The following is a 26860-nucleotide window of genomic DNA, read 5'->3' as shown; positions in this document are numbered from 1 at the left end:
GATATGGAGTTCATAAAAGAGTGGGTTACAAACATCATATTATTTGTTCTGCTGGCGACTGTTGTGGACATGCTCCTGCCGAATTCAAGCCTGCAGAAGTATACGAAGATGGTGACCGGTCTGCTTCTGATCACCATCATCCTGTCCCCGGTCCTCAAGCTGTTCACCCAGGATTTTGAAAAAGCCATTGGAAAAATAAATATCACTGAAACAGCGGAAGATCATAATATGGAAAATTTAATAGAAATGAAGAAAAAAGAAATACAAGCTTCAACCAGTGCATATATTTTAGAAGAAATGGCTGTCCAATTGAAAACGGACGCAGAAAAGGAGCTGATGGAACAGTACGGATTGGAAATTAGTGATGTAAGTCTAGTCGTGGATGAAAATAATCAGAGTGCCTTCCCTGAGAATCTGGAGAAGGTCAGCATCCAGCTAAAGCAGCAGGTTCCTGAAGAAAAAGCAGTCGAAGTGGTCTCCATGGTAGAAATCAATACGAACCAACCCTTTCCATCAAGCGCAGAAACAGATGAATCAAACGATATCGCTTCACTTCTTGCTCAAAAATGGAATATAAAGGAAGAATCTATCGAAGTCATGATAGAAGGGGGGAACAAGGATTAATGGACAATGAAAAGGGGCCGCTGGCTTGGATAAAGAAACACCTGATGGGAAGCGGTGAAAATAAGAAGCAGGGAAAATATCAATATTTGCTGATCGCCCTATTGTTCGGGGCAGCGATCATGCTCATCAGCAGCTCCTTTTTCAAGGAGGAAGAAGCTGGCGGGGTGCTTCCGGCTTTCAGCAGCCAGGAAGGGAAGGAAACTGAAGATGTCCCGGCCTTTGGCCAAAAGAAGACAGGCGGGAACGGGTCTATCACTGATTATGAAAAAGCGTATGAAGCCCAGTTGAAGGAAGCGCTCGATTCCATAATTGGTGTCGATGATGTCACGGTTGTTGTCAATGTGGATGCAACTGAGAAGAAGGTATTGGAAAAGAACTCCACAACCAAGTCCCAAACGACCGATGAAACCGATCGGGAGGGAGGTAAAAGGAAAGTGGAGGATTTGTCCAAGGAAGACCAGCTGGTGATTATCAGAGATGGAGAAAAAGAGGTTCCGATAGTGGTGGAAACGAAAAAACCTGTTATACGGGGAGTACTCGTCGTCGCTAAAGGGGCCGATAACATACAAGTAAAAAAGTGGATCATTGAGGCTGTAACGCGGTCGCTGGATGTCCCAAGCCACCGTGTAGCTGTAATGCCAAAAAAATCTAAGGGGGAATCCTGAAATGCTATTGAAAAAACAAACAGTCTGGCTTTTAACAATGCTAAGTTTAGTCGTCGTGCTCTCTGTCTACTACATTACTACTCCTGAACAAAAAAGCAATGATCTGGCCGCAGTCGAGGAAAAGGCAAATGAAGAAACCGCAGGTGCAGAAGAGTCATCTGCTGAAGAAACTGCTTCTGAAGATGGCGAAACAGTCATCTCCGGTGTTTCCAGCGATGAAATGTTCGAAACGCTCCGCATGCAGATGGAAGATGAGCGCAGCCGGATGGAAGAGGAACTCACCAATGTCATGGCCTCCACAGATCTTTCCGCTGAAGAACGAAACGAAGCGAAGGAAAAAATCGACCAGCTTAGAGATGTTGCACAGAAAGAAATCCTTCTTGAAACAGTCATTAAAGCCATGGACTATGAAGACGTCCTTGTAAGGGCAGACGGAGAAAAAGTCCGCATTACCATCAAATCAAAAGAACACTCGCCAACAGCTGCCAACGAAATCATCCAAATGGTAAAAGGCGAAATCCCGCAGCTGCAGGTAGCATCAGTAGAATTTGAACCTGGGAAATAGAAAAGCGGAGGGCGCTTGCTCAATAAAGGAACGCGGACTAAGAACGCCACGTCCTGTGGCAACGTCCGCATGACCCGCATCCTGCGGGCCTCAAGCTTAAGACGAGCAGAGCGGAAGGTTGTTCTTTAACCTTCTGATCTGATTGGCTTAAGACTCGAGGGGCTAGCTCCCGGAGCTGGACAAATAGAAAAGCGGAGGGCGCTCTCTCAAAACACCACTCTTGCAGATATGCTGAAAAGAGGCAGTGCATCACTGAATGCACTGCCTCTTTAATGTTTGATGCACACTAGGATAATAAATCTGCCGGGTTTCACTTACTTTTTCTGAAACTCCACCAGATCCTCCAGTGAATGATGAGCCTTTTTTATCGACGAGAAGATGTCTTCGTTTTGTTTTGCCTGCTCTCCGACAGAAGCAGAAAGCTCCTCGAGTGAAGCGCTTGCCTGCTCGATCACAGAGCTGAATTCTGTAACTGCATTCCCGATTGAATGGGAGGATTCCTTGATTTGCCTTGTCATGGAGCTGTAGCTGGCAATATCCTCTTTCAGCCTGATGAAGGCTGTGAAGATTTCCTCAAACGCCTGCTGGGTGTCCGAAGTGAGCGTCAGGTTGCCGGTAATGGTTTTTCCTGCAGCTCCCAGGTCTTCTTTTGCTGCCTCTGTCTCCGAAATAACCTCCTGCAGATTTTCAGAAATCATGATGGCCGTTTTCCTTGTCAGGTCGGCGAGCTTTCTGACTTCATCTGCCACTACTGCGAATCCCTTCCCGCGTTCTCCTGCTCTGGCAGCCTCAATAGATGCATTCAATGCAAGCATATTTGTTTGAGATGCTATCTCCTGGATTGAATCGGTAAACGCAGAGGTATCCTGTATCCGCAGTGAGAGGCTGCTCATCTTCGCTATCGCGTTCTGCATTTCCTTATAAGAAACGCCCATTTCTTCCGCCAATCTGCCGACCAGGGCATCGCCTGTCCGGGTGATCAGCTCGGCTGAAGCCGCATCCTGATGGAGCTTTTCTGACAGCAGGGTGGTGTCTTCTGCCTGTTTGTTTGCGACTGACAGGGATTGGTTAATGCCCATGATTGCCTCAGACTGGGTCTGCATTCCGGCGGAAACCTCGGCAATAGATCGGGACATGCTGTATGCAGCTTCAAAATTTTTGCCGCTTCTCTCTTTCACCTGTTCAATCATTTCAGAAATATCAGCTGTGCCCTTGTCTATGGCCCTCCTGATTTCCTGATCGGTTTTCAGGAGCTGTGCTGTCTTTTCCTGAGAAAGAACTATGTTCTCGGCAAGCTTGCGCGATATGGAAAATTGAAATGAAAGGAGTACCGTTACTAAAAGGTAAAGCAGATAAATTGTCACATAATTTTTCATTTCCAATGGAAGGGTGCCATGATGAAGTGCTGCAAAAGCTGTAATGAGTGTGTTTCCAAGAAAAAATGCCAGCCAGAGCAAGACTGTATCCATATAGATGGCTGCTGCGGCAATGATGAAGTATGCGAGGAAAAAAGCTGTTGGCGAGACACTGTTTTCCATGATGATGAACATGACGGCGGTAATCAGGATCATGCTTGTATACGGAACAATATGAATGGCAGATGGAATGCGGTGGAGCAACCAAACAATGCATAGGCCAATGCCCCCGGCAATCAGAATGGCAAGGATGACAGCCAGTTCCTTTTTCATTATAATATCTACAGCAGCCGCTAAGATAACGCTTACAAAAGCCGATTTAACAATCAGTGAATTTTTTCGGGCCAAATCTTCCCTTTTTATGCTCTCAAGCTTGTCCATTATGGTGTCCTCCGTCGAAATAAGTCTAATGCTGTAAGGTTTCGCTGTGCACAGTCATATTTCCTTTGAGGAATTTCACAAAAATTGAAAAAAACATTAAAATAGAAGGGCAGGATGCAAAAAGGTCCTGCTGCTTGAAAGAAGCCGGTTGAACTTTGGTGTGGTCTTATCGTATGATATTAGTATCTAGTCATAATTTTATTTAGGACAAGGGGTGCCGAATGGTATGTTAAAAGTACAAGAAATACGCGAGCTGATTAAGCTTGTTGATCAGTCTACTATCGATGAATTTGAATATGAGCACGAAGGATCTAAAATTAAAATGAAGAAAAGCGCGGCTGCAGAGGCTGCTGTTGTCCAGCCTGCGGCAGTGCAAAGGCCCATTGAGGTGCCTGTCCAGCAGCCTGCAGTTTCTGCGGCTTCTATTCAGGAAACAGCTCCGGCTGCCGTCCAGGAAGCTCCAAAGGAAACTGTACAGGAGGCAGACTTACATAAAATCACCTCACCTATGGTAGGGACTTTCTATGCTTCACCATCGCCTGATGCCGATGTATATGTTAAATCAGGTTCAAAGGTATCAAAGGATTCTGTTGTCTGCATCGTTGAAGCCATGAAGCTGTTCAACGAAATCGAAGCAGAAGTGAATGGGGAAATTGTGGAAATACTGGTGAAAGACGGCCAGCTGGTCGAATACGGACAGCCATTATTTTTGGTGAAGCCTGAGTAAGGAGAGCTTTCGATGATAAAAAAATTATTAATTGCAAACAGAGGGGAAATTGCGGTACGGATCATCCGTGCCTGCAAGGAAATGGAAATAGAATCTGTTGCTGTCTATTCGGAAGCTGATAAAGAAGCATTGCATGTACAATTGGCGGATGAAGCATACTGCATCGGCCCGACAGCCTCCAAAGACAGCTATCTTAACTTTACGAATATCATTAGTGTTGCTAAACTGACAGGGTGTGATGCCATCCATCCCGGCTATGGATTCCTGGCGGAAAATGCTGCTTTTGCAGAACTGTGCCGCGAATGCAACATCATCTTTGTAGGCCCGACTCCCGAAGCCATCAATAAAATGGGCACGAAGGATATTGCCCGTGAAACAATGAGGGAAGCGGGAGTGCCGATTGTCCCTGGTTCACAGGGTGTCGTAAAGGACGTGGATGACGCCAAGGCACTGGCCGAAAAGATTGATTATCCCGTCATCATAAAGGCCACGGCCGGCGGAGGGGGCAAAGGCATCCGTGTAGCCCGCACCGAGGAAGAACTGGTAAAGGGAATCAATATCACCCAGCAGGAGGCCCTTACTGCTTTTGGAAATCCTGGCGTTTACATTGAAAAATATATTGAAGATTTCCGCCATGTGGAAATTCAGGTGCTTGCTGATAACTATGGCAATACACTTCATTTGGGCGAGAGGGACTGTTCGATTCAAAGAAGGCTTCAAAAACTCCTTGAAGAGACGCCATCTCCCGCACTTGACGGAGAAATCCGCGAAGAAATGGGGGCTGCCGCTGTTAAAGCTGCAAAAGCGGTTGATTATACAGGCGCCGGCACTGTAGAATTTATATATGACTATCAGAACCGAAAGTTCTATTTCATGGAAATGAACACAAGGATACAGGTAGAGCATCCTGTCACAGAAATGGTGACGGGGGTCGATCTGATCAAAGAACAGATCAAGGTTGCATCCGGAGAAAAGCTTGCCCTTCGCCAGGATGAAGTTACTTTTAATGGCTGGGCGATCGAATGCAGGATCAATGCGGAAAACCCGGAGAAGAACTTCATGCCTTCAGCCGGGAGGATCAGTATGTACCTTCCTCCAGGAGGCCTTGGCGTCCGGGTCGATTCTGCAGCTTATCCGGGCTATATGATTCCGCCTTATTATGACAGCATGATTGCAAAGGTCATTACCTATGGCAGCAGCCGGGAAGAAGCCATTTCCCGCATGAAGAGGGCTTTAAGCGAATTTGTGGTCGAAGGTGTACACACGACCATTCCATTCCATCTTAAGCTGCTCAGCCACGAGAAATTTGTGGAAGGACAGTTCAATACCAAGTTCCTTGAGTTGTACGAAGTGATGAAGTCTGAAGATTAACCGGAGGTGCTGTAATGAGCGAGAACATTTTGGAAATGAGCCAGGGGAATACTGGGCATGGAAAAGTAGAAATAGCTCCTGAAGTCATTGAAGTGATTGCAGGGATCGCTGCCTCTGAGGTAGAAGGGGTTGCACAGATGCGCGGCAATTTCGCCTCAGGAGTCGTCGAGCGTTTAGGCAAGAAAAATCATGGTAAAGGCGTCAAGGTTGAATTGACTGAGGAAGGCATCAAGGTAGAGGTGTACTGCCTGATGAAATTTGGCATCTCAATCCCCGCCGTCGCCCAGGAAATCCAGGATAATATCCGCCAGGCCCTGTTGAACATGACTGCTCTTGAAGCACAGGAAATCAATATTCATGTGGTGGGCATCTTATTTGAAAACCAGAAGCTTGAGCCTGAAATTGAACAGGAAATCTGATCAGAAGAGCCAAAGACAGCTAATGTCTTTGGCTCTTTCCATTACTGGACCTGCAGAAGGATAGGGAACTTTCTTGCAGATAGTATTAAAAAACACCTATGAATATAAGGCATAATGGCAAAAATATTGATGAACACAGTGCGAACCCGCTTTAGTTATGCTATTATCTTCTTATGTTATTTGGACAAAGATGCCTAAAAGGAGTTAAAGAATATAATGAAAAGAAGAACAGCGAGAGAAAAAGCATTACAGGCCCTGTTTCAGATTGATGTGAGCCAGGCAGACCCTTCGGAAGCAATCGACCATGTGCTTGAGGGAGAAGAAGGGGACGAATATCTGACACTTGTGGTAACCGGTGTACTTGAAAATAAAGAGGAAATTGACAGTCTGATCAAGCAGTATCTTGAAAAGTGGAAGCTGGAACGCCTTGCAACAGTTGATCGAAATCTTCTCCGCCAAGGAGTCTATGAGCTGAAATACAGCAAAGAGGTCCCGGCCAATGTTGTCATTGATGAGGCGATTGAAATTGCGAAGATATTTGGCGATGACAATTCCAGCCGTTTCATCAACGGTGTCCTCTCGAAAGTGAAGGATAGCCTGGACTCTTAAGCGTCCTGCCTGTCCCGGCCGGACCAAAAGCATTCATTGCCCTGTCTCTATCCAGTTTAAATGTGCGATATGCCTGTTTTAGCCGTTTTGGCGTGACGGATGGCCTTATTTAAACTTATAATAGGGAAGGGCTTTTTACGCTGTTTAGATTATTGTACAGAACAAACAGCAAATGGCATGTGGATACCCAGCCCTTTAAAAGGAGTATGCTATGAAGGAACAGCGTTATCTGACCGTAGGCGCTCTAACTCTATACATAAAAAGAAAATTTGACCATGACCCGCATTTGCAGGAGATATTTGTCAAAGGCGAAATCTCTAATTTTAAGAGGCATTCGAGCGGACATATGTATTTCACGCTGAAGGATGAGAAATCCCGGATCCTGGCAGTCATGTTTTCCCGTTCTGCACGTTCAGTGAAGTTTGAGCCTGAGAACGGGATGAAGGTGCTGATCAGCGGTGAGATCTCTGTCTATGAGCCGAGCGGACAATATCAGATTTATGTCAAGCAGATGCAGCCGGATGGAGTAGGGGATCTTTTCCTGGCCTTTGAGCAGCTGAAGGAAAGGCTCCAGAAAGAGGGGCTGTTTGCTTCAGAACGCAAAAGGCCCATCCCGAAATTCCCGAAAACTGTTGGAGTGATAACGTCCCCGACAGGAGCTGCAGTAAGAGATATCATCACAACAATCAAAAGGCGCTTCCCGATCGCCAATATATTGATTTATCCGGCACTTGTACAGGGTGCCCAGGCAGCTCCTTCTGTTGCTGGCGCCATTGAACTTGCAAACCTGCAGGCCGAGGCTGATGTCCTGATCGTCGGGCGCGGCGGAGGATCGATCGAAGAGCTATGGGCCTTCAATGAAGAGCAGGTGGCAAGGGCGATCGTTGGATCGGACATTCCGGTCATTTCGGCTGTCGGGCATGAAACCGACTTTACAATTGCCGATTTTGCAGCCGACCATCGCGCCCCCACACCAACCGGGGCGGCAGAAATGGCGGTTCCGCACATCGATGAATTGGCTGAAAGGATTTTAAACCGCCAGTCCAGGCTTATCAGAGCGATGAGGGAAAGAGCAGTCCTGCAGCGGGAACGATTGGGCAGACTGCAGAAATCATATGCCTTCCGCTATCCGCAGCGGCTGTACGAACAGAAGCTAGAACAGGCAGACAAGATGACAGAACAGCTGAAAAAGAGCGCAGGCAGGCTTGCAGAGCTGAAACGCGAGGAGCGGGACAGGCTGCTGCAAAGGCTCTTGAGGAATCATCCAAATGATTTGTACAAGGAAGCGAAGGAAACCCATTTACGCGGCAGCCGTGCACTCGGCAGGGCTATGAAAGAAGTTTTGACCAAGAAGCAGAAGGAATTCAGCGGCATGGTTTCAACCCTTGAGGCGCTGAGCCCGCTTAAGATTATGGACAGAGGCTACAGCTTGGCCTATAGCGGGGAAGGCGAGCTCCTGAAGAGTGTCTCCCAGGTTGAAAAGGGCGATGATGTCCAGGTGAAATTGGCTGATGGAACTTTTAATTGCAAGGTGACAGGCAAAGAGGAGTGATAGAAATGGCTGCAGAAGAAAAACTCACATTCGAAGAAGCGATGAAAAAGCTTGAAGGAATTGTAGAAAAGCTGGAAGAAGGCGATGTGCCGCTCGAAGAGGCCATTGCCATCTATAAGCAGGGCATGGAGCTGTCCAAGCTGTGCCATGATAAGCTGCAAAGAGTGGAAGAACAGCTGACGGAGGTTCTGACAGAAGAAGGCAGGAAAGAACCGTTTGTCATCGAGGAGGAGGAGTAATGGTGCCGAATGTACAGCTTGATTCTTTTTCAGAGGTCCATATAAAGATGCTTGAGCGTGAGCTGGAGGAAAGTGTCAGCAGACTGGCCGCCCCGGAGGTTCTGAAAAAGGCCATGCATTATTCTCTGCAGGCCGGGGGCAAAAGGATCAGGCCGCTCCTCGTATTCGCTACTCTCAAGGCTTTTGGGGAAGATACAAAAAAAGGCCTGCAGGCTGCAGCTGCTGTGGAGATGATCCATACCTACTCCCTTATCCATGATGACCTCCCAAGCATGGACGATGATGATCTCAGGCGGGGGAAGCCGACCAGCCATAAAGTGTTTGGCGAGGCAAATGCCATCCTTGCTGGAGACGCACTGCTGACATACAGCTTCCAGCTTCTTGCACAGATGGCTCCTGAGGATGCTGATGCGGAAGTGAAGCTTGCTTTGATCAATGAGCTTGCAAGGGCTTCGGGTGCTGAAGGCATGGTAGGCGGCCAGACGGCAGATATTGAGGGAGAGGACAAAGACCTTGATCTTGAAGAGCTTGAATACATACATGTGCACAAAACCGGGAAGCTTCTTGCATTCAGTGTAGCAGCAGGGGCTCTCCTCTCGCGTGCAGAGGAAAGCAGGCTGAAAAGCCTGAATGAATTTGCCCACCATCTGGGCCTTGCTTTCCAAATCAGGGATGATATCCTCGACCTGGAAGGAAATGAAGAGGTCCTTGGAAAGCCGGTTGGCAGTGATGAAACCAACAATAAAAGCACCTACCCATCCATTCTCACTATGGAAGGAGCAAACAAGGCGCTTGAACATCATATAGGGATGGCAAAGGCCCGGCTGCAGGAAACAGGCCTTGAAATCCAGCTGCTGGAAGAGATAACCAATCTGGTGGCGAACAGGGATCACTGATTAATTGGCAGTTTCTGCTGATCCTGCAGCTGCCGGATATGAGAAGGAAGCCGTTTGCCGCATCGGGCCAACGGCTTTTTCTTTGGTCAGGAAGTGATTGATTTTCAGCTTATAGACAGGACAGAATTCCCTTTTTGCATTCAGCAGCTTTCAGCAGCTATGCTTTTCTTTAGTGAAACGGTTCCTGCCCTCCAGCAGATCTGGATGTCCCATAAGGGAAATCAGTTGGAAAATCGCCTGCAATGCGTTACTCTTATGGTACAATGCAGGGAATATGCTATATTTTGTTGTGGAAAATTGTCATATCGTTATAATAAAAGAGAATTAATAATAACAGTGATTTAAAAAGAAATGAAAGTGAGTGATCCAAGACATGGATCTATTATCGATTAAGGACCCTTCATTTTTAAAAGGGCTCTCCAATAAAGAACTGGAAGATCTCAGCCAGGATATCAGGAATTTTCTTATAGAAAAACTTTCAGTGACAGGCGGCCATATCGGACCCAACCTAGGAGTCGTTGAACTGACGATCGCCCTCCACAAATGCTTTGAAAGCCCAAAGGACAAGTTTCTCTGGGATGTGGGCCACCAGTCTTATGTCCATAAGATCCTTACAGGCAGAGCCTGTGAATTTGATACCCTCAGGCAGTATAAAGGACTGTGCGGTTTTCCGAAGCGGATTGAAAGCGAACATGATGTTTGGGAGACCGGCCACAGCTCGACTTCTTTATCAGCGGCCATGGGCATGGTCATTGCGAGGGATTTGAAAAAAGAGGATTCCCATATCGTCCCGATCATCGGGGATGGCGCACTGACAGGCGGGATGGCGCTTGAAGCGCTCAATCATATCGGACACGAGCAAAAGAATATGATTGTCATCCTCAATGATAATGAAATGTCGATTGCACCAAATGTCGGGGCCCTGCACAATGTTCTCGGGAAACTCCGGACAGCCGGCAAGTATCAGTGGGTGAAGGATGAGCTCGAGCTTCTCCTCAAAAAAATCCCTGCTGTCGGCGGAAAGCTTGCTTCAACTGCTGAAAGAGTAAAAGACAGCTTGAAATATCTTCTGGTTTCGGGCATGTTTTTTGAGGAAATGGGCTTTACCTACTTAGGCCCGATCGATGGCCATAATTTTGAAGAGCTGTTTGAAACGCTCAGCTATGCAAAGAAAACAGAAGGTCCTGTCCTTCTGCATGTGATCACTAAGAAGGGGAAAGGCTATTCCCCTGCTGAAAAGGATACAGTCGGGACCTGGCACGGGACAGGCCCATACAAAATTGATACAGGCGACTTTGTTAAACCGATCAACCCGCCGCCTGCCTGGAGCAAGCTTGTCAGTGAAACCGTAAGGAAGCTGGCGAGGAAGGACAGCAGGATTGTTGCAATCACTCCTGCCATGCCTGTAGGATCAAAGCTTGAAGGCTTTGCCAGCGAGTTCCCGGACCGCATGTTTGATGTGGGTATAGCGGAGCAGCATGCAACAACTGTCGCAGCAGGGCTTGCCACACAAAATATGAAGCCGTTCCTGGCTATCTATTCGACCTTCCTGCAGCGTGCCTATGACCAGGTGGTGCATGACATATGCCGCCAGAACCTGAATGTCTTCATCGGAATCGACCGCGCAGGCCTTGTGGGCGCTGACGGTGAAACCCACCAGGGTGTATTTGACATCGCCTTCATGAGGCATGTGCCAAATCTGGTGATGATGATGCCGAAAGATGAAAATGAAGGCCAGCATATGGTCAACACTGCTCTTGCTTATGATGACGGCCCGATTGCGATGCGTTTCCCGAGGGGCAACGGAATCGGTGTGCCGATGGATGAGACGCTGATCAAAATTCCTATCGGCACTTGGGAAGTGCTGAAGGAAGGGGACGATGCTGCAATCCTTACCTTTGGAACAACCATCCCGATGGCGATGGACGCAGCAGCCCAGCTGGAAAGGCAGGGCTACTCTATCAAAGTCGTCAATGCCAGATTTATCAAGCCGCTGGATAAAAAAATGCTGACAGAAATATTAGGTTTGAATATGCCGATACTAACCATAGAAGAAGCCATCCTGCAGGGCGGTTTCGGAAGCGCCGTCCTTGAGTTTGCCCATGAAAACGGCTTCCATCAGGCAGCAATCGAGCGTATGGGAATCCCTGATGAGTATATTGAACATGGAAGCGTAAAGGAACTGCTCGAAGAAATCGGCCTGACCTCTGAGATGGCCGTACAAAAGCTCGCAAAACTGGCGAGAAAAAAACAAAAAAGGGCTTAACAGATGAAAAGTAAGAAAGAACGTTTAGATGTATTGCTCGTAGAAAGAGGGCTTATCGAGACAAGGGAAAAGGCAAAGCGCGCCATCATGGCCGGACTTGTCTATACGAACGAGAGCCGCCTCGATAAGCCTGGTGAAAAGGTAGGCGCCGATATTCCGCTCACAGTGAAAGGCAAGCTGATCCCCTATGTCAGCCGCGGCGGACTGAAGCTTGAAAAGGCGATCAAAGAGTTCGATGTGGACATTTCAGGCAAGGTGCTTCTTGATATAGGAGCATCAACCGGCGGCTTCACTGACTGTGCGCTGCAGAATGGGGCGAAAATGTCATATGCATTGGATGTAGGCTATAATCAGCTTGCCTGGAAGCTGAGGCAGGACGAGCGGGTGGAGGTAATGGAAAGGACCAACTTCCGCTATGTGACTCCTGCCGATCTGGCAGGGGAAATGCCTGATTTTGCGTCGATTGATGTATCATTTATTAGCTTGAAGCTTATTCTGCCTGTTCTAAAAACCCTGCTGGTTCCCGGGAGTGATGTTATTGCGCTTGTAAAGCCGCAGTTTGAAGCAGGACGTGAGCAGGTCGGAAAAAAAGGGATTGTCCGCGATCCCAAGGTCCATGCCGACGTCATTGACCGCATGATCCGCTTTTCCCTGGAACAGGGATATGATGTCAGAAACCTTTCCTATTCCCCGATAACAGGAGGGGACGGCAATATTGAGTTCCTTCTTCACCTGAGGTGGGAAGGGGAAAAGGAAACAGGCATAAACGGACTTTCTGCTTCCGTGGATGAAATAGTCAAGGAAGCTCATGCCGAGCTGAAATCAAAGCAGCAGAAAGAAGAGGAATAAGCATCATGCTTATTCCTTTTTTTCGGCGCTGGACCATCGAATTATGGCGGTTCTTGGCTATTCGTGCTGTCTATTGCAGAAAAAATTGTACATTCAGCAGAAAATCGGCTAACATATGGATAGAAATCAGGTTTCGACTGCCTATAGAGGTGATAAAGTGAATAAAGGACAACGACATATCAAAATAAGAGACATCATAGCCAATAATGATATTGAAACACAGGATGATCTTGTGGACGAGCTGAAAAATGCCGGTTTTAATGTGACCCAGGCAACTGTGTCAAGAGATATAAAAGAGCTTCATCTTGTAAAAGTTCCTTTAATGGATGGAAGATATAAATACAGCCTGCCGGCGGATCAAAGGTTCAATCCGCTGCAGAAACTAAAACGCAATTTAATGGATGCTTTTGTCCGGATTGATACTGCCGGCCATTTGCTTGTTATGAAAACGCTGCCCGGGAATGCGATGGCAATCGGCGCACTGATAGACAATCTTGACTGGGAAGAAATTCTCGGTACGATTTGCGGCGACGATACCTGCCTGATCATCTGCAAAACACCTGAAGATACTGAAGTGATATCCAACCGCTTCATCGATATGCTTTAAATTGGGGTGAAAATCTTTGCTAAGTGAATTATCCATTAAAAATTTCGCTATTATAGAAGCCCTTTCTGTTTCATTTGAAAAGGGCTTAACTGTATTGACTGGGGAAACGGGCGCAGGCAAATCGATCATCATCGATGCCATCCACCTTTTAGTGGGCGGACGGGGGTCTTCGGAGTTTGTCCGGCACGGCGAGCAGAAAGCTGAGATCGAGGGTCTTTTCCAAATAGACGGCCAGGATCATCCCTGTTATAAAAAATCAAGGGAATTTGGGATTGACATCGAGGACGGGATGGTGGTCCTTCGCCGGGATATCTCACGGACAGGCAAGAGTGTATGCCGGGTCAATGGAAAGCTGGTGACCATTTCTGCACTCCGGGAAATCGGATCTACGATCATCGACATCCATGGACAGCATGAGCACCAGGAATTGATGGATGAAACCCTGCATTTATCTTTGCTTGACCAGTTTGGCTCTGAGGAAATCATGCCGGCCCTGCATGAATACCGGGAAGTATTCCAATCTTATGAACAAACAGCCAAAAAGCTCAAGAATTTGAGTGAGAACGAACAGCAGATGGCCCACAGGCTTGATCTGATTCAATTTCAGCTGGAGGAAATTGAGGGAGCCGGGCTGAAAATCAACGAAGACGAAGAGCTTTATGAAGAAAAAACGAAGCTGGGGAACTTCGAAAGGATTTATGACAGCATGCAGGCTGGCTATACTGCTCTTCAAGGGGAGCAAAAGGGGCTGGACTGGATCGGCCTTGTTATGGGCCATCTGCAGGAAGCAGCTGAACTGGATCCTGAATATAAGGAAATGGCAGATGCTGTATCCAACAGTTTTTATATGCTTGAGGATGTTTCAAGCAGTCTGAGGAGCAAGCTTGATTTTCTTGAATATGATCCTGCCAGGCTGAATGAGATTGAAGAAAGGCTGACAGAAATCAATCAGCTCAAAAGGAAATACGGCAAGACAATCGAGGAAATCCTTGAATATGCATCAGGGATAGAAGAAGAAATTGAGACATTGCAGAATAAGGAAACACATATTGATCAGCTTCAAAAGGAGCTTTCTTCCCTTCAGAAGGATTTAAGCCTTGAAGCCGAGCAATTAAGCAGGCTTCGGAGAAAGAGCGCCAAAAAGCTGACCTCTCTCATCCATAAGGAACTGAAAGAGCTGTATATGTCGAAAACGGTGTTCGAAGTGAAATTTGAGGAATTGTCCAGCCGGGGCTACCATCGCAACGGTGCTGACAAGATAGAATTTTATATATCCACCAATCCGGGCGAACCGCTCAAGCCCCTTTCCAAAGTCGCCTCGGGCGGTGAGCTGTCCAGAATCATGCTGGCTTTGAAAAGCATCTTCTCGAAGCATCAGGGGGTCACATCGATTATCTTTGATGAGGTTGACACAGGGGTCAGCGGACGCGTCGCACAGGCAATCGCTGAGAAGATTCACCATGTTTCAAGGGATTCACAGGTTCTCTGTATTTCCCACCTTCCACAGGTTGCTGCAATGGCAGATACACATCTGTTCATCGCAAAGTCTACGCGTGATGGAAGAACTAAAACAACAGTGAAACCGCTCAATTCCGAGGATAAAATCAAGGAAATCGGCCGGATGATATCCGGGGTGGAAATCACTGATTTGACGAAAGAGCATGCTAAGGAATTGCTCCAGCTTGCCCAGCAAATAAAAATAACTTGAAAAGCTATCCAAAGAGGGTAGCTTTTTTTATATGGCCAAAGGTTATAAGTTCTCACTAAGGAGGCAAAATTAAAGATGTAGCCATTTGACGTGTGGACTAGAAGCGAGGAGAGTGAAGGTTTTGAATTTAGAGCTACTAAGAAGAATAATTGGTGGAATTCTCCTTGTTTCATTAATTGCAGCAGGGTTTTCCAAACCCTTTCAAGAATATATCAGCATTCCCAAAGAGATTACCCTATTTGAAGGTGAAACATACAATTTCAGCAAGGCGGCACCTGTGTCTGCGTCAATGAAAACAGAAGCGGCGGCAGCTCTCAAGCAGGAGGGAAGCGAGGTTGCCGTAAAGGGAAAGAAAATTGGAAAAGACGAAATGCTGCTTGAACTGGCAGGATTTCCAGTTAAAAAAGTTGATGTGAATGTATTGAGGGATTTTAAGGTCATTCCCGGAGGCCAGTCAATCGGGGTTAAACTGAATACGGTCGGGGTGCTGGTTGTCGGCCATCACCTTGTGGATGCAAAAGACGGCAAAGCTTCCCCCGGCGAAACTGCAGGGATTAAAGTAGGAGATATCATCACGCAGATAAACGGACAAAATATTGAGAAGATGTCCGATGTGGCACCCTTTGTCCAGGAAGCCGGACAGACGGGCAAGGCAATGAAGATCACACTTACAAGGGAAAATGGCAAAATCAGCACCGAACTGACACCCCTTAAAGATAAGGCGGAAAATAATTTTAAACTGGGCCTGTATATTAGGGATTCTGCAGCCGGAATCGGCACCATGACCTTTTATCATCCAGGTTCTATGAAGTATGGGGCCCTCGGCCATGTTATAAGTGATATGGATACAAAAAAACCGATAGTGGTCGATGATGGACAAATTGTCCGTTCGACTGTTACATCCATTGAAAAAGGAAGCAACGGGAATCCAGGCGAAAAGCTCGCAAGATTTTCTTCAGATAAACAGGTTATTGGGAATATTAAAAGAAACAGTCCCTTTGGCATTTTTGGCGAACTGAACAGGGGCATGAAAAACGGCGTGCTTGACAAGCCGATGCCTATAGCGCTTTCGCATCAGGTGAAAGAGGGGCCGGCCCAGATTCTTACAGTTGTAGATGATGACGAGGTAGACCTGTTTGATATTGAAATTGTCAGCACTATACCTCAGAAGTTCCCTGCAACAAAAGGGATGGTCATCAAAGTGACAGATCCTGAACTGCTGGATAAAACAGGCGGTATTGTTCAGGGGATGAGCGGGAGCCCGATCATTCAGAACGAAAAGGTTGTCGGGGCAGTCACGCACGTATTCGTGAATGATCCTACCAGCGGGTACGGAGTCCATATCGAGTGGATGCTCAATGAAGCAGGAATAGATATTTATGAAAAAAGCGAAGAAAAAGCAAGCTGAAATGTGTGGAGGAAGAAGGCGTGCACGGGGCCTTCTTTTTTCTTTTGTGAGCTCTAAAGAAAAATCGACAAAAACCAGCCAAATGATCAATGTATATGCGAATAAAGTCGAATGAGGAAGAAAACAGAAGAAAAATAAAGGTTTTATCAGGTTTTTAAGAAAAATTCAAAAAACAAAAGGAATTTCGTTTGCATTGTCGAATTTGTCATTTAGAATAGAACTAGATAGAAAAAGAGACCACAAATGGATTTGAGGAGGAAACAATACGTGAGAAAAATAAAAGTATGTATCGTGGATGACAATCGCGAGCTTGTCGGGCTTCTGGAGGAATATATCGCATCCCAGGATGATATGGAAGTGAGCGGGGTGGCCCATAATGGCCAGGAATGCCTGGAGGTACTGGAAGAAACTGAACCGGACGTTCTAGTCCTTGATATAATCATGCCGCATCTGGATGGGCTTGGAGTGCTTGAAAAGCTGCGTGAATCACGGAGATCATCGATGCCGAATGTCATCATGCTTACAGCTTTCGGCCAGGAGGATGTTACGAAAAAAGCGGTGGATCTTGGGGCTTCCTATTTCATCCTCAAACCATTTGATATGGAGAATCTCGCCGGACATATCCGCCAGGTAAGCGGCAAGTCCAACCCGGTCATCCGCAAGTCCCAGTCATCCGCCTACAGAAGCCAAGAATCCAAGCCTAAAAATCTTGATGCAAGCATCACAAGCATCATTCATGAAATTGGTGTGCCTGCCCACATTAAAGGTTATTTATACTTGCGCGAAGCAATATCCATGGTCTATAACGATATTGAACTGCTCGGATCCATTACAAAGGTTCTTTACCCGGATATCGCCAAAAAGTATAATACCACTGCCAGCAGGGTGGAAAGGGCAATCCGCCATGCGATCGAGGTAGCATGGAGCAGGGGGAATATCGATTCCATCTCTTCTCTTTTCGGCTACACTGTAAGCATGACAAAAGCCAAGCCCACCAACTCGGAATTCATCGCGATGGTTGCTGATAAACTGCGCCTGGAGCATAAAGCTTCTTGAAAGGGCTAGGCATTTTTAAGGTTTTTTTAATTTATGCCGCGACTGCCTGAAAGAAGGCCTTAAAAATGAAATCATATACTTTTAAAGGAGAGCATTCCATTCTGGGGTGCTTTTTATTTTGGCTAAAAGGACAGGATAATGGCAAATATTCTGTTAGTTTATGAAGGAACCTGCCAAAATGCCTATTTTTCCGCTATAATGAATACAAATGCCTGCTGGAAAGGGAATAGTCATATGGAAATATTTTCTGATGAGTCGCTAAGAATTGAATGTGAAGAAGATGAAGTTTATATAACTGTTCTCAGAAAAGGCTATTCTTTAAAAAGTCTGGAAAAAGAACTGTTGAATTTTCCGAGAATTTCAATTACAAAATTTATGGTACTGAAAGAGGCGCTTGAACTGGCCGATTCAGGAAGGAAGCTTATTGGCGAACTGAAACCCCTGGCAGCTGTAAGCCTTAGCAGGGACATGATGGAAGCAAAGCTCCGGCTGAACTGCACGGAAGCTTATTTCAATGCAGAATTTAAGGCTATAGCCGATCAAATAGCCTTACAGCTTCAGGAACTCGGGGTGGAACATGCGATTGAGGAGGATGTGCTGAGAAGCGTCCCTGTGCAAAAGGAAGCTGTCATTGCAAAGGGCCTTCCTCCCCGGCATGGAAGCGATGCTGTCATCTGCTATTTTGAGCAGAGTGAAAGGAAGCCCGCCATAAGGGAAGACGGCACCGTGAATTATTATGATATGAACTTCATTGATGAGGTTCAGGAAGGGGATTGGCTCGGCGAGAAAATTCCTGCAGAAGAAGGGGTTTTTGGTGAAACGCTGACAGGAGATCCGGTTCCTCCGTTAAAAGGAAAAGATAAAAAACTGCTTTATGACAAAAAAACGGTAAAAGCTTGTGAAGAGGACGGTAAAATGGTGCTGAGGGCGTTATGCGACGGTGTTGTCACATTCCGGGGCGGCAAGGTATCTGTAGGCCGCCATCTAGTCATAGAAGGCGATGCAGGCCCTGAAACAGGCAATATCGAATTTGATGGAAGCATTACAGTCAGGGGTATTGTCAAGCCGGGCTACAGCGTCAATGCTTCTCTTGACATTTCTATTTTAGGAGAACTCGGCATCAGCGGGTTTAAAGAAATCGTTTCGGAAAAAGGGGATATTTTCATTAAAGGAGGCGCGTTCGGCCAGGGATCCGGCATGATAAAGGCGGGAAAGAATATTTATATAAAGCACTCTAATGAATGCAGCCTGACAGCAGGCGGTGATATTCATATCGGCTATTATTCGATCGGCGGAATCCTGAAAGGAAGAAACATCTTTGCGGATGAAAGAAAAGGAAAGCTGATAGGAGGCCTGATAGAGGCTAAAGGAAGGGTGCAGGCCGGCATCATCGGCAACAGGCTGGAAAGGAAAACGATTATACAGATTGAAGGATTTGACAGAAATACAGTCAACGAAGAGCTTGAGACACTCCTTCTTGCATACCGAAAAAGGGCCGCTGAAATGGAAAAAGGCAAAAAGCAGCTTGAAATCTTCGAACAATACATAAATCAGCTGAGCGACAAGCAGCAGAAGCAGTATGAACAGACATTAAGCCTGTTTGAGAGGCAGATGGAGGAAATCGCCGTACTTGACCATCAAAGGAAGATATTGACGGGCCTGCTTGAGACGAAGGGTGAAGGGGAAGTATCCATCCTGCAGGTCGCATATCCGGAAACACAGCTCCAGATTAAAAGCCAATCAAGAAAGCTGGATACTTCAGTCAGGGGCACCTTCTATGCTGTCAGGAACAGCATGCATTTCGAATAGTCCTCAATCAATTCTTTTTTTCAAGTTCCATCATCTTCTGTATTAAAATATGCTGGGGCATGTGCATGATTTGCTCTAGTGGAACATTGAGCTTCTCGGCAAGCTTGATTGCCGTTTCGGGGGAAATCTGCAATGGCTTCATCTCCGTCCCTCCTTTCTGAATATCAGCAGCAAATGATAAATTTCCAATAATAATACTTATCTGCAAAGAACAGCACCCCGGCAGCGAACGGGGTGCTGTTCTTTATATAACGGGAATGAAATATTCTGTGCTCCCGGGTTGCCTGTGTAAATAATCAATCAGCCTTTTTAGCCTGGATCCTCTCTCTTCTAAAACGGTCCTGCACCTTATTCCTTTTTCGGTCGCGGTACAGTATGAAGCCGGCGACAAACCCCAGCCCCAGCAAAAAGAAAAGCAGGCCGGCCAGGAATTGAAGCCATAAATAGGGGAAAGGGCTTTGGAGAATGCCAAATACCATATCCCTCATCAGTTTAACACCAATGGCAGCAATAAAGCCGGGTATCAATAAAACAACTAATGCAGCGATTCTTATCATATTTTGCCCCTTATTTAAAAAAGTCTCTTCATCGGTAATGATAAATTATAGAAGAAATTTGTCAAGCATGGAGAAAATAATTACAATAGTATTGAAAGATCTTGCAGACTATCAGTGAAAAAATCTTCGTACTAAGAGAGGGATAGCCATGCAGACAGTTATGATAGTCGGTGCCGGAAAAGGCGGAACGGCCATTTTGCGGCTCCTGAGAGAAACGGCGGTCCTTGATGTATCGGCAGTTGTCGATATCAATGACAATGCTCCGGGAATCCAGCTTGCACGCCTGGAAGGGATTCGGACCGGTCCCGATTGGAGAGAATACATAAAAGAAGATCCAGATATCATCATTGAAGTGACGGGTGAAGAGAAGGTTTTTATCGATCTCAGGGAAGCACGGTCGAAAAATACAGTGCTTATTCCCGGAAGTGTAGCCTTTCTTATCAGCAAGCTGCTTGAGGAAAAAGAAGAGCTTATTGAGGAATTCAAAAATGAAACATATAAGCATGACCTGATTTTCAATTCTACGGACGATGGAATGGTCGTTGTCAATGGAGAAGGCCGGATCATCCTCTTTAATCGAAGCGCCGAAAGGATGACAGGCATCCCAGGCGGAAAGGCAATCGGAAAACACGTACTTGATGTGATACCAGGCAGCTGCCTTCCGAGGGTACTGGAAACGAAAAGGACAGAGCTGAATCAGGAGCTTGTGCTTGCGAATGGACTGGAAATCATAACGACCAGGATACCGATGATTGGGGAAAAGGGAGAGCTGATCGGTGCGTTCTCTGTTTTTAAGGATATTACCGAAGTAGTCAATCTCGCCGAAGAAATCACAAACCTGAAAGAAATACAAACCATGCTCCAGGCTATCATCCAATCAAGCGATGAAGCGATTTCGGTGGTGGATGAAAATGGAAAGGGGCTGCTGATCAATCCGGCTTATACAAGGATCACTGGACTGACAGAGGAGCAGGTAATCGGACAGCCGGCAACGGCAGATATTTCTGAAGGAGAAAGTGTACATATGAAGGTCCTTCAGTCGAGAAGGGCAGTAAGGGGGGCGGCGATGAGAGTCGGCCCCGGCAAAAAGGAAGTGGTTGTCAATGTCGCTCCGGTAATTGTGGACGGCAAGCTGAAGGGCAGCGTAGGTGTCATCCATGATATGTCAGAAATCAAAAGCCTGAACAGGGAACTTACTAGGGCACGGCAAATTATCCGTACGCTTGAAGCAAAATATTCTTTTGAGGATATTATCGGCACATCCGAAGAAATGACATTGGCGATTGAGCAGGCAAAGCTGGGGGCTAAAACGCCGGCAACCATTCTTCTCAGGGGAGAGTCCGGAACGGGCAAGGAATTGTTTGCCCATGCCATCCACAATGCTAGCGGGAGAAAATACAATAAATTTATAAGGGTCAATTGTGCGGCCTTGTCGGAAACCCTGCTGGAAAGCGAGCTTTTTGGCTACGAGGAGGGCGCCTTTTCCGGCGCCAAACGGGGAGGGAAGCGCGGCCTGTTTGAAGAGGCCCATAACGGCAGCATTTTCCTCGATGAAATTGGCGAAATGACAGCCAATACACAGGCCAAGCTGCTAAGGGTGCTGCAGGAGAATGAGATCACAAGAGTTGGCGGCACTAAGCCGATTCCGATAAATGTAAGGATCATTGCTGCGACCAATGTAAATCTGGAAAAGGGGATTGCTGCCGGCACTTTCCGTGAGGATTTATATTACCGGATAAACAGGATGCCGATACATATTCCTCCTTTAAGGAATAGAAAGCAGGATATTCCACAGCTCTGCAGCAGGCTGATCCAGAAGATCAATCAGGAATATGGGCGCAATGTCGATAAGGCTTCGGAAGAGGCTATATCAGCACTTATGTCCTATGACTGGCCGGGCAATGTAAGGGAACTGGATAATATTCTGGGGCGCGCCATTATTTTTATGGGCTATCATGAAACGGAAATTGAAGTAAGGCATCTTCCTGAAATGATTTTGAAGCAGCATAAGGGTGAAACGCCAGCAAGTTCAGTTCCGGAAGAATATGGCGGGAATGACGCCCCGCTTGCCGAGCTTGTCGAAAACTTTGAAGCCTCCATGATTAAAAGGGCCCTGGATAAGCATAATGGCAATAAAACGGCAGCTGCCAAAAGCCTGGGATTGTCTGTCCGGAATTTGTATTATAAGCTTGAAAAATATAACCTTGCAAATAATGGCGTGCAATAATTTTCATAGCGTGAAAAATTCTGCAGGTTCTTTAGTGGGATGAATAAAGCGTTTTCAGTAAATGTAGGCTGGCACATTTCTTGCATAGTATAATATTGGTGTCGCAGCATTTGATTAAAGGGGTTGAAAACAAATTGAGGTTGAGCTCGCTCATAGAAAAAGCAGCAGGAAACAGAAAACAGACAGTCGCAGTTGCCGCAGCAGAAGACCATGAAGTAATGGACGCAGTAGCGGAAGCGGCCAAGCGCAATTTGGCTCATTTTAAATTATTCGGCGACGGAGAAGCAATTGAAGAACTGATCTATAATAGAAATCTTGCGGCTGCGGGTGGAAGGATAGAAGTTATCCATGCACGAACAGCAGAAGCAGCAGCTGAAATGGCTGTAAGGGCAGTAAGCCAAAAAGAAGCCAGTGTGCTGATGAAAGGCAATCTTTCAACTTCGATCATATTAAAAGCAGTGCTTAATAAAGATTATGGGCTTAGAACGGGCAGTGTCCTTTCCCATGCAGCTGTTTTTGAAGTGCCTGGCTACGACAGGCTCATCATCATTACGGATGCAGCCATGAATATTGCGCCGGATTTGAAGCAGAAAGAGCAAATCATTAATAATACAGTCAAGATTGCGAGAAGCATAGGCATCGACAATCCAAAGGTGGCTCCGATTGCTGCCGTTGAAACGGTCAATCCTTCTATGCAGGCAACTTTGGATGCTGCCGCTCTGGCCATGATGAATAAAAGGGGCCAGATCAGAAACTGCATTGTTGACGGCCCGCTTGCACTGGATAATGCAATCTCGCCAGCGGCAGCCGAGCATAAAGGAATCAGCAGCGAAGTTGCAGGAAATGCAGATATACTGCTTGTCCCTGCTATTGAGACAGGCAATGCTTTATATAAATCGCTTATGTATTTCGCAGGTGCAAAGGTCGGGGCAGTCATTGCAGGCGCCAAAGCGCCGATCGTCCTGACATCACGGGCTGATTCGGCAGATAGCAAGCTGAACTCACTCGCTTTGGCCCTTTGCTCTGCATCATCTTAATTTTTTTGAAAAACAGGGGAGGAATATGAAAATGGAACTATTCAAATATATGGAGACTTATGATTATGAGCAGCTTGTATTCTGTCAGGATAAACAATCAGGACTGAAGGCAATCATCGCCATCCATGATACAACTCTTGGACCGGCTCTCGGCGGTACGCGCATGTGGACGTATGAGTCTGAAGAGGCGGCAATTGAAGATGCCCTGCGCCTGGCCAGGGGGATGACTTATAAGAATGCAGCAGCCGGCCTGAATCTGGGCGGAGGCAAAACGGTCATCATCGGAGATCCCCGCAAGGACAAGAATGAGGAGCTGTTCCGTGCGTTCGGCCGCTATATCCAAGGGCTGAACGGCCGTTATATTACTGCCGAGGATGTAGGCACAACGGTAGCAGACATGGATATGATCCATGAGGAAACAGATTATGTCACGGGCATTTCACCGGCTTTCGGTTCTTCCGGAAATCCTTCACCGGTCACGGCATACGGCGTATATCGCGGAATGAAGGCAGCTGCAAAAGAAGCTTTCGGCAGCGATTCACTGGAAGGGAAAGTCATTGCCGTGCAGGGAGTAGGAAATGTGGCATTCAATCTTTGCCGCCATCTGCATGAAGAAGGCGCAAGTCTGATTGTGACTGATATCAACAAAGAGGCAGTTCAGCGCGCAGTCGATGAGTTTGGTGCAAAGGCAGTGAATCCGGATGAGATTTACGGAGTAGAATGTGACATCTATGCACCATGTGCCCTGGGAGCTGTCATCAATGATTCAACCATACCTCAGCTGAAGGCCAAGGTAATTGCCGGTGCAGCCAACAACCAGCTGAAAGATACTGCTCACGGTGATCTGATCCATGAAATGGGAATCGTCTATGCCCCTGATTATGTCATCAATGCCGGCGGGGTCATCAATGTAGCTGACGAGCTGTACGGGTATAACCGCGACAGGGCTATGAAAAAAGTTGAGACCATTTACAACAATATTGAAAAAGTAATTGAAATCGCCAAAAGAGACGCTATTCCTACTTATAAGGCCGCTGACCGTATGGCTGAGGAAAGAATTGAAAGAATGCGTAATTCACGGAGCCAATTTCTTCAGAACGGGCACCACATCCTTAGCAGGCGCTAACCCGGGGACTGCTGAAAAAGGACAACAAGAGCGCTGAATAATTTATTCAGCCTCTTTGATTTTAATGATATAGCAGCATATCCAGCGGCTATAATGATAGAAAGAGACAATCTGAATTGGAGGTTTAATCTTGCAGGTACACAACCATCGAATTCTCGTAATCAACCCAGGTTCAACTTCCACGAAAATCGGAGTATTCGATAATGATATATCCATTTTTGAAAAGACGATCCGCCATGATTCCGGGGAAATCAATTCATTTGAAAAAATCATCGATCAATATGCCTTCAGGAAAAGGACAATCCTCGAAGCACTGGACCAAGAAGGCATGAATATTTCCAAGCTTGATGCCGTCTGCGGGCGCGGCGGTCTTCTGCGGCCGATCGAGGGGGGCACATACGGGGTAAATGAAGAGATGCTCCGCGATCTGAGGGAAGGCTATTCAGGCCAGCACGCATCCAATCTCGGCGGGATCATTGCCTTCGAAATAGCGTCAGGCCTTAACATTCCTTCTTATATAGTAGATCCTGTCGTAGTGGACGAGCTTGAAGATATTGCGAGGATTTCAGGATTTGCCCTGATCGAAAGAAAGAGCATCTTCCATGCCCTTAATCAGAAAGCGGTAGCCAGACGGGTCGCTAAAAAGCTGGGCAGGAAATATGAAGATTTAAATCTGATCGTTGCCCATATGGGCGGCGGGATCACTGTGGGCGTCCATAAGATGGGAAAAGTCGCTGATGTGAACAACGGGCTTCATGGAGATGGCCCATTCAGCCCGGAAAGGGCAGGCACCGTCCCGGCAGGAGATCTGGTGGACCTTTGTTTTTCAGGGGACTTCTATCGCGATGAAATCATGAAAAAGCTTGTTGGCCAGGGCGGCCTTGTCGGTTATTTGGGGACGAACGATGCGGTCGAGGTCGAAAAAATGATTGAAAAGGGCAGTGAAGAAGCTAAGCTGGTCTACTCCGCGATGGCCTATCAGGTCGCCAAGGAGATTGGATCGGCAGGTGCAGCCCTATCCGGCAGGGTGGATGCCATTATTTTGACAGGCGGACTAGCCTACGGGAAGGAATTCATCAAGGATATAAGCAGCCGGATCAATTGGATAGCGGATGTCATTGTGCAGCCTGGTGAGAACGAGCTTCAGGCACTGGCAGAAGGAGCCCTGAGGGTGCTGCGCGGCGAGGAAGCAGAAAAGAATTATCCCGGCTCGGAAAAAAATAAAGCAACGGTTTAGGAGGAATAGAATTGGCACAAGAATACGACTTAGTCATACTAGGCGGAGGCACAGGGGGCTATGTAGCCGCCATCCGCGCTTCACAGCTGGGCCTAAAGACGGCAGTTGTCGAAAAAGGGAAACTGGGGGGCACTTGCCTCCATAACGGATGCATCCCGAGCAAGGCGCTCCTTAGAAGTGCAGAAGTATATGCCACCGCCCGCCATGCTGAAGAGTTCGGCGTTTTAACAGGAGATGTTTCGGTCAACTTCGGCAAGGTGCAGGAAAGGAAAAACAAGATTATTGACCAGCTCCATAAAGGTGTCCAGCATCTGATGAAGCAAGGGAAAATCGATGTCTTCGAAGGTCTTGGCAGAATCCTGGGCCCATCCATTTTTTCTCCTATGCCGGGAACCATTTCAGTTGAAATGAACAATGGCAGCGAGAATGAAATGCTGATTCCCAAAAACGTCATCGTATCCACGGGGTCCCGCCCGCGGACGCTCCCTGGACTCGAAATAGATGGAACCCAGGTGATGACATCTGACGAAGCACTCGAGATGACCGAGATTCCAAAGTCTATTATTATTGTAGGCGGCGGAGTAATTGGCATTGAGTGGGCTTCCATGCTTTCCGATTTCGGATCAGAAGTTACAGTCATCGAGTATGCAGACCGCATCATTCCAACAGAAGATAGGGAGATCTCCAAGGAAATGCAGCGGCTGATGAAGAAAAAAGGCGTTAAGTTTGCTGTTGGGGCCAAGGTCCTTCCAGAAACGCTCCAAAAAGGTGAAGAAGTGAAAATTTCTGCTGAAATTAAAGGCGAGAAGAAGGAATTCTCTGCTGAAAAGCTCCTCGTTTCTGTGGGCCGCCAGGCTAATACGGAAGGCATCGGTCTTGAAAACACCGACATCCAGATTGAAAAAGGGTTTATTTCGGTCAATGAATATTTTCAGACAAAAGAATCGCATATCTACGCAATTGGCGATGTCATCGGCGGACTGCAGCTCGCCCATGTGGCTTCCCATGAAGGAATCACTGCAGTGGAGCATATCGCAAATGAAAATCCTTCACCGCTGGATTACAGCCTGATATCCAAATGCATATACAGCTCACCTGAAGCTGCGAGTGTGGGGCTGACAGAGGATGAAGCAAAGGAAAAGGGCCATGATGTAAAGACAGGCAAATTCTCCTTCCGTGCTATCGGCAAAGCCCTTGTGTTCGGGGAATCGGACGGTTTCGTCAAAATTGTCGCTGATAAAGAAACAGATGATATCCTTGGGGTCCATATGATCGGCCCTCATGTCACAGATATGATTTCCGAGGCCGGACTGGCAAAGGTGCTGGATGCTACACCATGGGAAGTAGCTCACACCATCCATCCGCACCCAACCCTTTCCGAAGCCATCGGAGAAGCAGCCCTCGCAGTAGACGGCAAAGCTATACATGGCTAGAAATGCGGAGGCGGCTTGCCCAGAGCCGACAAGCACAAGACGCCCAAGAATAAAAGGCGTTCTTTGCCTTTAATTCT

25 protein-coding genes are annotated in these 26860 nt (G+C 46.9%); 22 read left to right on the top strand and 3 right to left on the bottom strand.

Annotated elements, in window-relative coordinates:
* Positions 1-3: 3 nt before the first annotated feature.
* The 3 genes from spoIIIAF to N288_RS16535 are packed head-to-tail and all read left to right on the top strand — an operon-like array spanning position 4 to position 1854.
* Positions 4-624 carry a stage III sporulation protein AF gene (gene spoIIIAF / locus N288_RS16545; RefSeq protein WP_009794949.1) on the top strand — a complete coding sequence of 207 codons (621 nt, stop codon included), beginning with the start codon at positions 4-6 and terminating at the stop codon, positions 622-624.
* Positions 624-1289, top strand: a complete 666-nt coding sequence (gene spoIIIAG, locus N288_RS16540; RefSeq protein WP_009794950.1) for a stage III sporulation protein AG — start codon at positions 624-626, stop codon at positions 1287-1289. The genes spoIIIAF and spoIIIAG overlap by 1 nt, the downstream gene beginning before the upstream one ends.
* A gap of 1 nt (position 1290) precedes the next feature.
* Positions 1291-1854, top strand: coding sequence for a SpoIIIAH-like family protein (locus tag N288_RS16535; RefSeq protein ID WP_009794951.1), 564 nt, complete (start codon positions 1291-1293; stop codon positions 1852-1854).
* Positions 1855-2168: 314 nt separating this feature from the next.
* On the opposite strand, the gene N288_RS25880 is transcribed toward N288_RS16535, so the two are convergent.
* On the bottom strand, positions 2169-2768 hold the full coding sequence (locus N288_RS25880; protein WP_404802209.1) for a methyl-accepting chemotaxis protein: 600 nt from the start codon (positions 2766-2768) through the stop codon (positions 2169-2171).
* 1108 nt (positions 2769-3876) lie between these two features.
* On the opposite strand from N288_RS25880, the gene accB reads away from it, so the two are divergent.
* The 14 genes from accB to N288_RS16455 all read left to right on the top strand — a co-directional run bounded on the left by accB (position 3877) and on the right by N288_RS16455 (position 19166).
* Positions 3877-4377 (top strand): acetyl-CoA carboxylase biotin carboxyl carrier protein, encoded by a 501-nt coding sequence (gene accB / locus N288_RS16525; RefSeq protein ID WP_009794954.1) that lies wholly within the window; start codon positions 3877-3879, stop codon positions 4375-4377.
* Between the two features lie 12 nt (positions 4378-4389).
* A complete protein-coding gene (gene accC, locus N288_RS16520; RefSeq protein ID WP_009794955.1) occupies positions 4390-5748 on the top strand; it encodes an acetyl-CoA carboxylase biotin carboxylase subunit in 1359 nt (452 codons plus the stop codon).
* A gap of 14 nt (positions 5749-5762) precedes the next feature.
* Positions 5763-6167: an Asp23/Gls24 family envelope stress response protein gene (locus N288_RS16515; RefSeq protein WP_009794956.1), complete on the top strand. Its 405-nt coding sequence runs from the start codon at positions 5763-5765 to the stop codon at positions 6165-6167.
* Between the two features lie 216 nt (positions 6168-6383).
* Entirely contained in the window at positions 6384-6776 is a 393-nt protein-coding gene (gene nusB / locus N288_RS16510) for a transcription antitermination factor NusB (RefSeq protein WP_009794957.1), read from the top strand.
* Positions 6777-6987: 211 nt separating this feature from the next.
* The gene (gene xseA / locus N288_RS16505) at positions 6988-8328 is read left to right on the top strand and encodes an exodeoxyribonuclease VII large subunit (protein ID WP_009794958.1); all 1341 of its coding nucleotides are present in this window, start codon (positions 6988-6990) and stop codon (positions 8326-8328) included.
* 5 nt (positions 8329-8333) lie between these two features.
* The gene (locus N288_RS16500; protein ID WP_009794959.1) at positions 8334-8567 is read left to right on the top strand and encodes an exodeoxyribonuclease VII small subunit; all 234 of its coding nucleotides are present in this window, start codon (positions 8334-8336) and stop codon (positions 8565-8567) included.
* Positions 8567-9463, top strand: coding sequence for a polyprenyl synthetase family protein (locus tag N288_RS16495; RefSeq protein WP_009794960.1), 897 nt, complete (start codon positions 8567-8569; stop codon positions 9461-9463). Before N288_RS16500 ends, N288_RS16495 begins: the two co-directional genes overlap by 1 nt.
* A 373-nt stretch (positions 9464-9836) precedes the next feature.
* On the top strand, positions 9837-11729 hold the full coding sequence (dxs, locus tag N288_RS16485) for a 1-deoxy-D-xylulose-5-phosphate synthase (protein WP_009794962.1): 1893 nt from the start codon (positions 9837-9839) through the stop codon (positions 11727-11729).
* A 3-nt stretch (positions 11730-11732) separates the two neighbouring features.
* The gene (locus tag N288_RS16480; protein ID WP_009794963.1) at positions 11733-12578 is read left to right on the top strand and encodes a TlyA family RNA methyltransferase; all 846 of its coding nucleotides are present in this window, start codon (positions 11733-11735) and stop codon (positions 12576-12578) included.
* A 157-nt stretch (positions 12579-12735) separates the two neighbouring features.
* Complete coding sequence (ahrC, locus tag N288_RS16475; protein ID WP_009794964.1) at positions 12736-13185, top strand: transcriptional regulator AhrC/ArgR; 450 nt, start codon at positions 12736-12738, stop codon at positions 13183-13185.
* A gap of 16 nt (positions 13186-13201) precedes the next feature.
* Positions 13202-14893 carry a DNA repair protein RecN gene (recN, locus tag N288_RS16470; RefSeq protein WP_009794965.1) on the top strand — a complete coding sequence of 564 codons (1692 nt, stop codon included), beginning with the start codon at positions 13202-13204 and terminating at the stop codon, positions 14891-14893.
* Between the two features lie 112 nt (positions 14894-15005).
* Positions 15006-16301, top strand: a complete 1296-nt coding sequence (spoIVB, locus tag N288_RS16465) for a SpoIVB peptidase (protein ID WP_009794966.1) — start codon at positions 15006-15008, stop codon at positions 16299-16301.
* Between the two features lie 267 nt (positions 16302-16568).
* A complete protein-coding gene (gene spo0A / locus N288_RS16460) occupies positions 16569-17357 on the top strand; it encodes a sporulation transcription factor Spo0A (RefSeq protein ID WP_009794968.1) in 789 nt (262 codons plus the stop codon).
* A 234-nt stretch (positions 17358-17591) separates the two neighbouring features.
* A complete protein-coding gene (locus N288_RS16455; RefSeq protein ID WP_156917016.1) occupies positions 17592-19166 on the top strand; it encodes a DUF342 domain-containing protein in 1575 nt (524 codons plus the stop codon).
* Between the two features lie 7 nt (positions 19167-19173).
* Here the strand turns inward: N288_RS16455 and N288_RS24800 are convergent, their stop codons facing one another.
* Positions 19174-19308 carry a YycC family protein gene (locus tag N288_RS24800; protein ID WP_009794970.1) on the bottom strand — a complete coding sequence of 45 codons (135 nt, stop codon included), beginning with the start codon at positions 19306-19308 and terminating at the stop codon, positions 19174-19176.
* Between the two features lie 154 nt (positions 19309-19462).
* Positions 19463-19723, bottom strand: a complete 261-nt coding sequence (locus N288_RS16450) for a DUF2627 domain-containing protein (protein ID WP_009794971.1) — start codon at positions 19721-19723, stop codon at positions 19463-19465.
* Positions 19724-19871: 148 nt separating this feature from the next.
* On the opposite strand from N288_RS16450, the gene N288_RS16445 reads away from it, so the two are divergent.
* The 5 genes from N288_RS16445 to lpdA all read left to right on the top strand — a co-directional run bounded on the left by N288_RS16445 (position 19872) and on the right by lpdA (position 26783).
* Entirely contained in the window at positions 19872-21950 is a 2079-nt protein-coding gene (locus tag N288_RS16445; RefSeq protein ID WP_009794972.1) for a sigma-54 interaction domain-containing protein, read from the top strand.
* Positions 21951-22084: 134 nt separating this feature from the next.
* Complete coding sequence (gene yqiS / locus N288_RS16440) at positions 22085-22987, top strand: phosphate butyryltransferase (protein ID WP_035403056.1); 903 nt, start codon at positions 22085-22087, stop codon at positions 22985-22987.
* Between the two features lie 31 nt (positions 22988-23018).
* Positions 23019-24113, top strand: coding sequence for a branched-chain amino acid dehydrogenase (gene bcd, locus N288_RS16435; RefSeq protein WP_022544175.1), 1095 nt, complete (start codon positions 23019-23021; stop codon positions 24111-24113).
* A 130-nt stretch (positions 24114-24243) separates the two neighbouring features.
* Positions 24244-25350 carry a butyrate kinase gene (gene buk / locus N288_RS16430; RefSeq protein ID WP_009794975.1) on the top strand — a complete coding sequence of 369 codons (1107 nt, stop codon included), beginning with the start codon at positions 24244-24246 and terminating at the stop codon, positions 25348-25350.
* 11 nt (positions 25351-25361) lie between these two features.
* Entirely contained in the window at positions 25362-26783 is a 1422-nt protein-coding gene (lpdA, locus tag N288_RS16425) for a dihydrolipoyl dehydrogenase (protein ID WP_009794976.1), read from the top strand.
* Positions 26784-26860: the final 77 nt, after the last annotated feature.

The sequence above is a fragment of the Bacillus infantis NRRL B-14911 genome, from assembly GCF_000473245.1.
In the GTDB taxonomy this organism is placed as follows: Bacteria; Bacillota; Bacilli; order Bacillales; family Cytobacillaceae; genus Bacillus_AB; species Bacillus_AB infantis.
The sequence above is the reverse complement of the archived record's forward strand: the minus strand, read 5'-3'. Positions and strand labels throughout refer to the sequence as shown.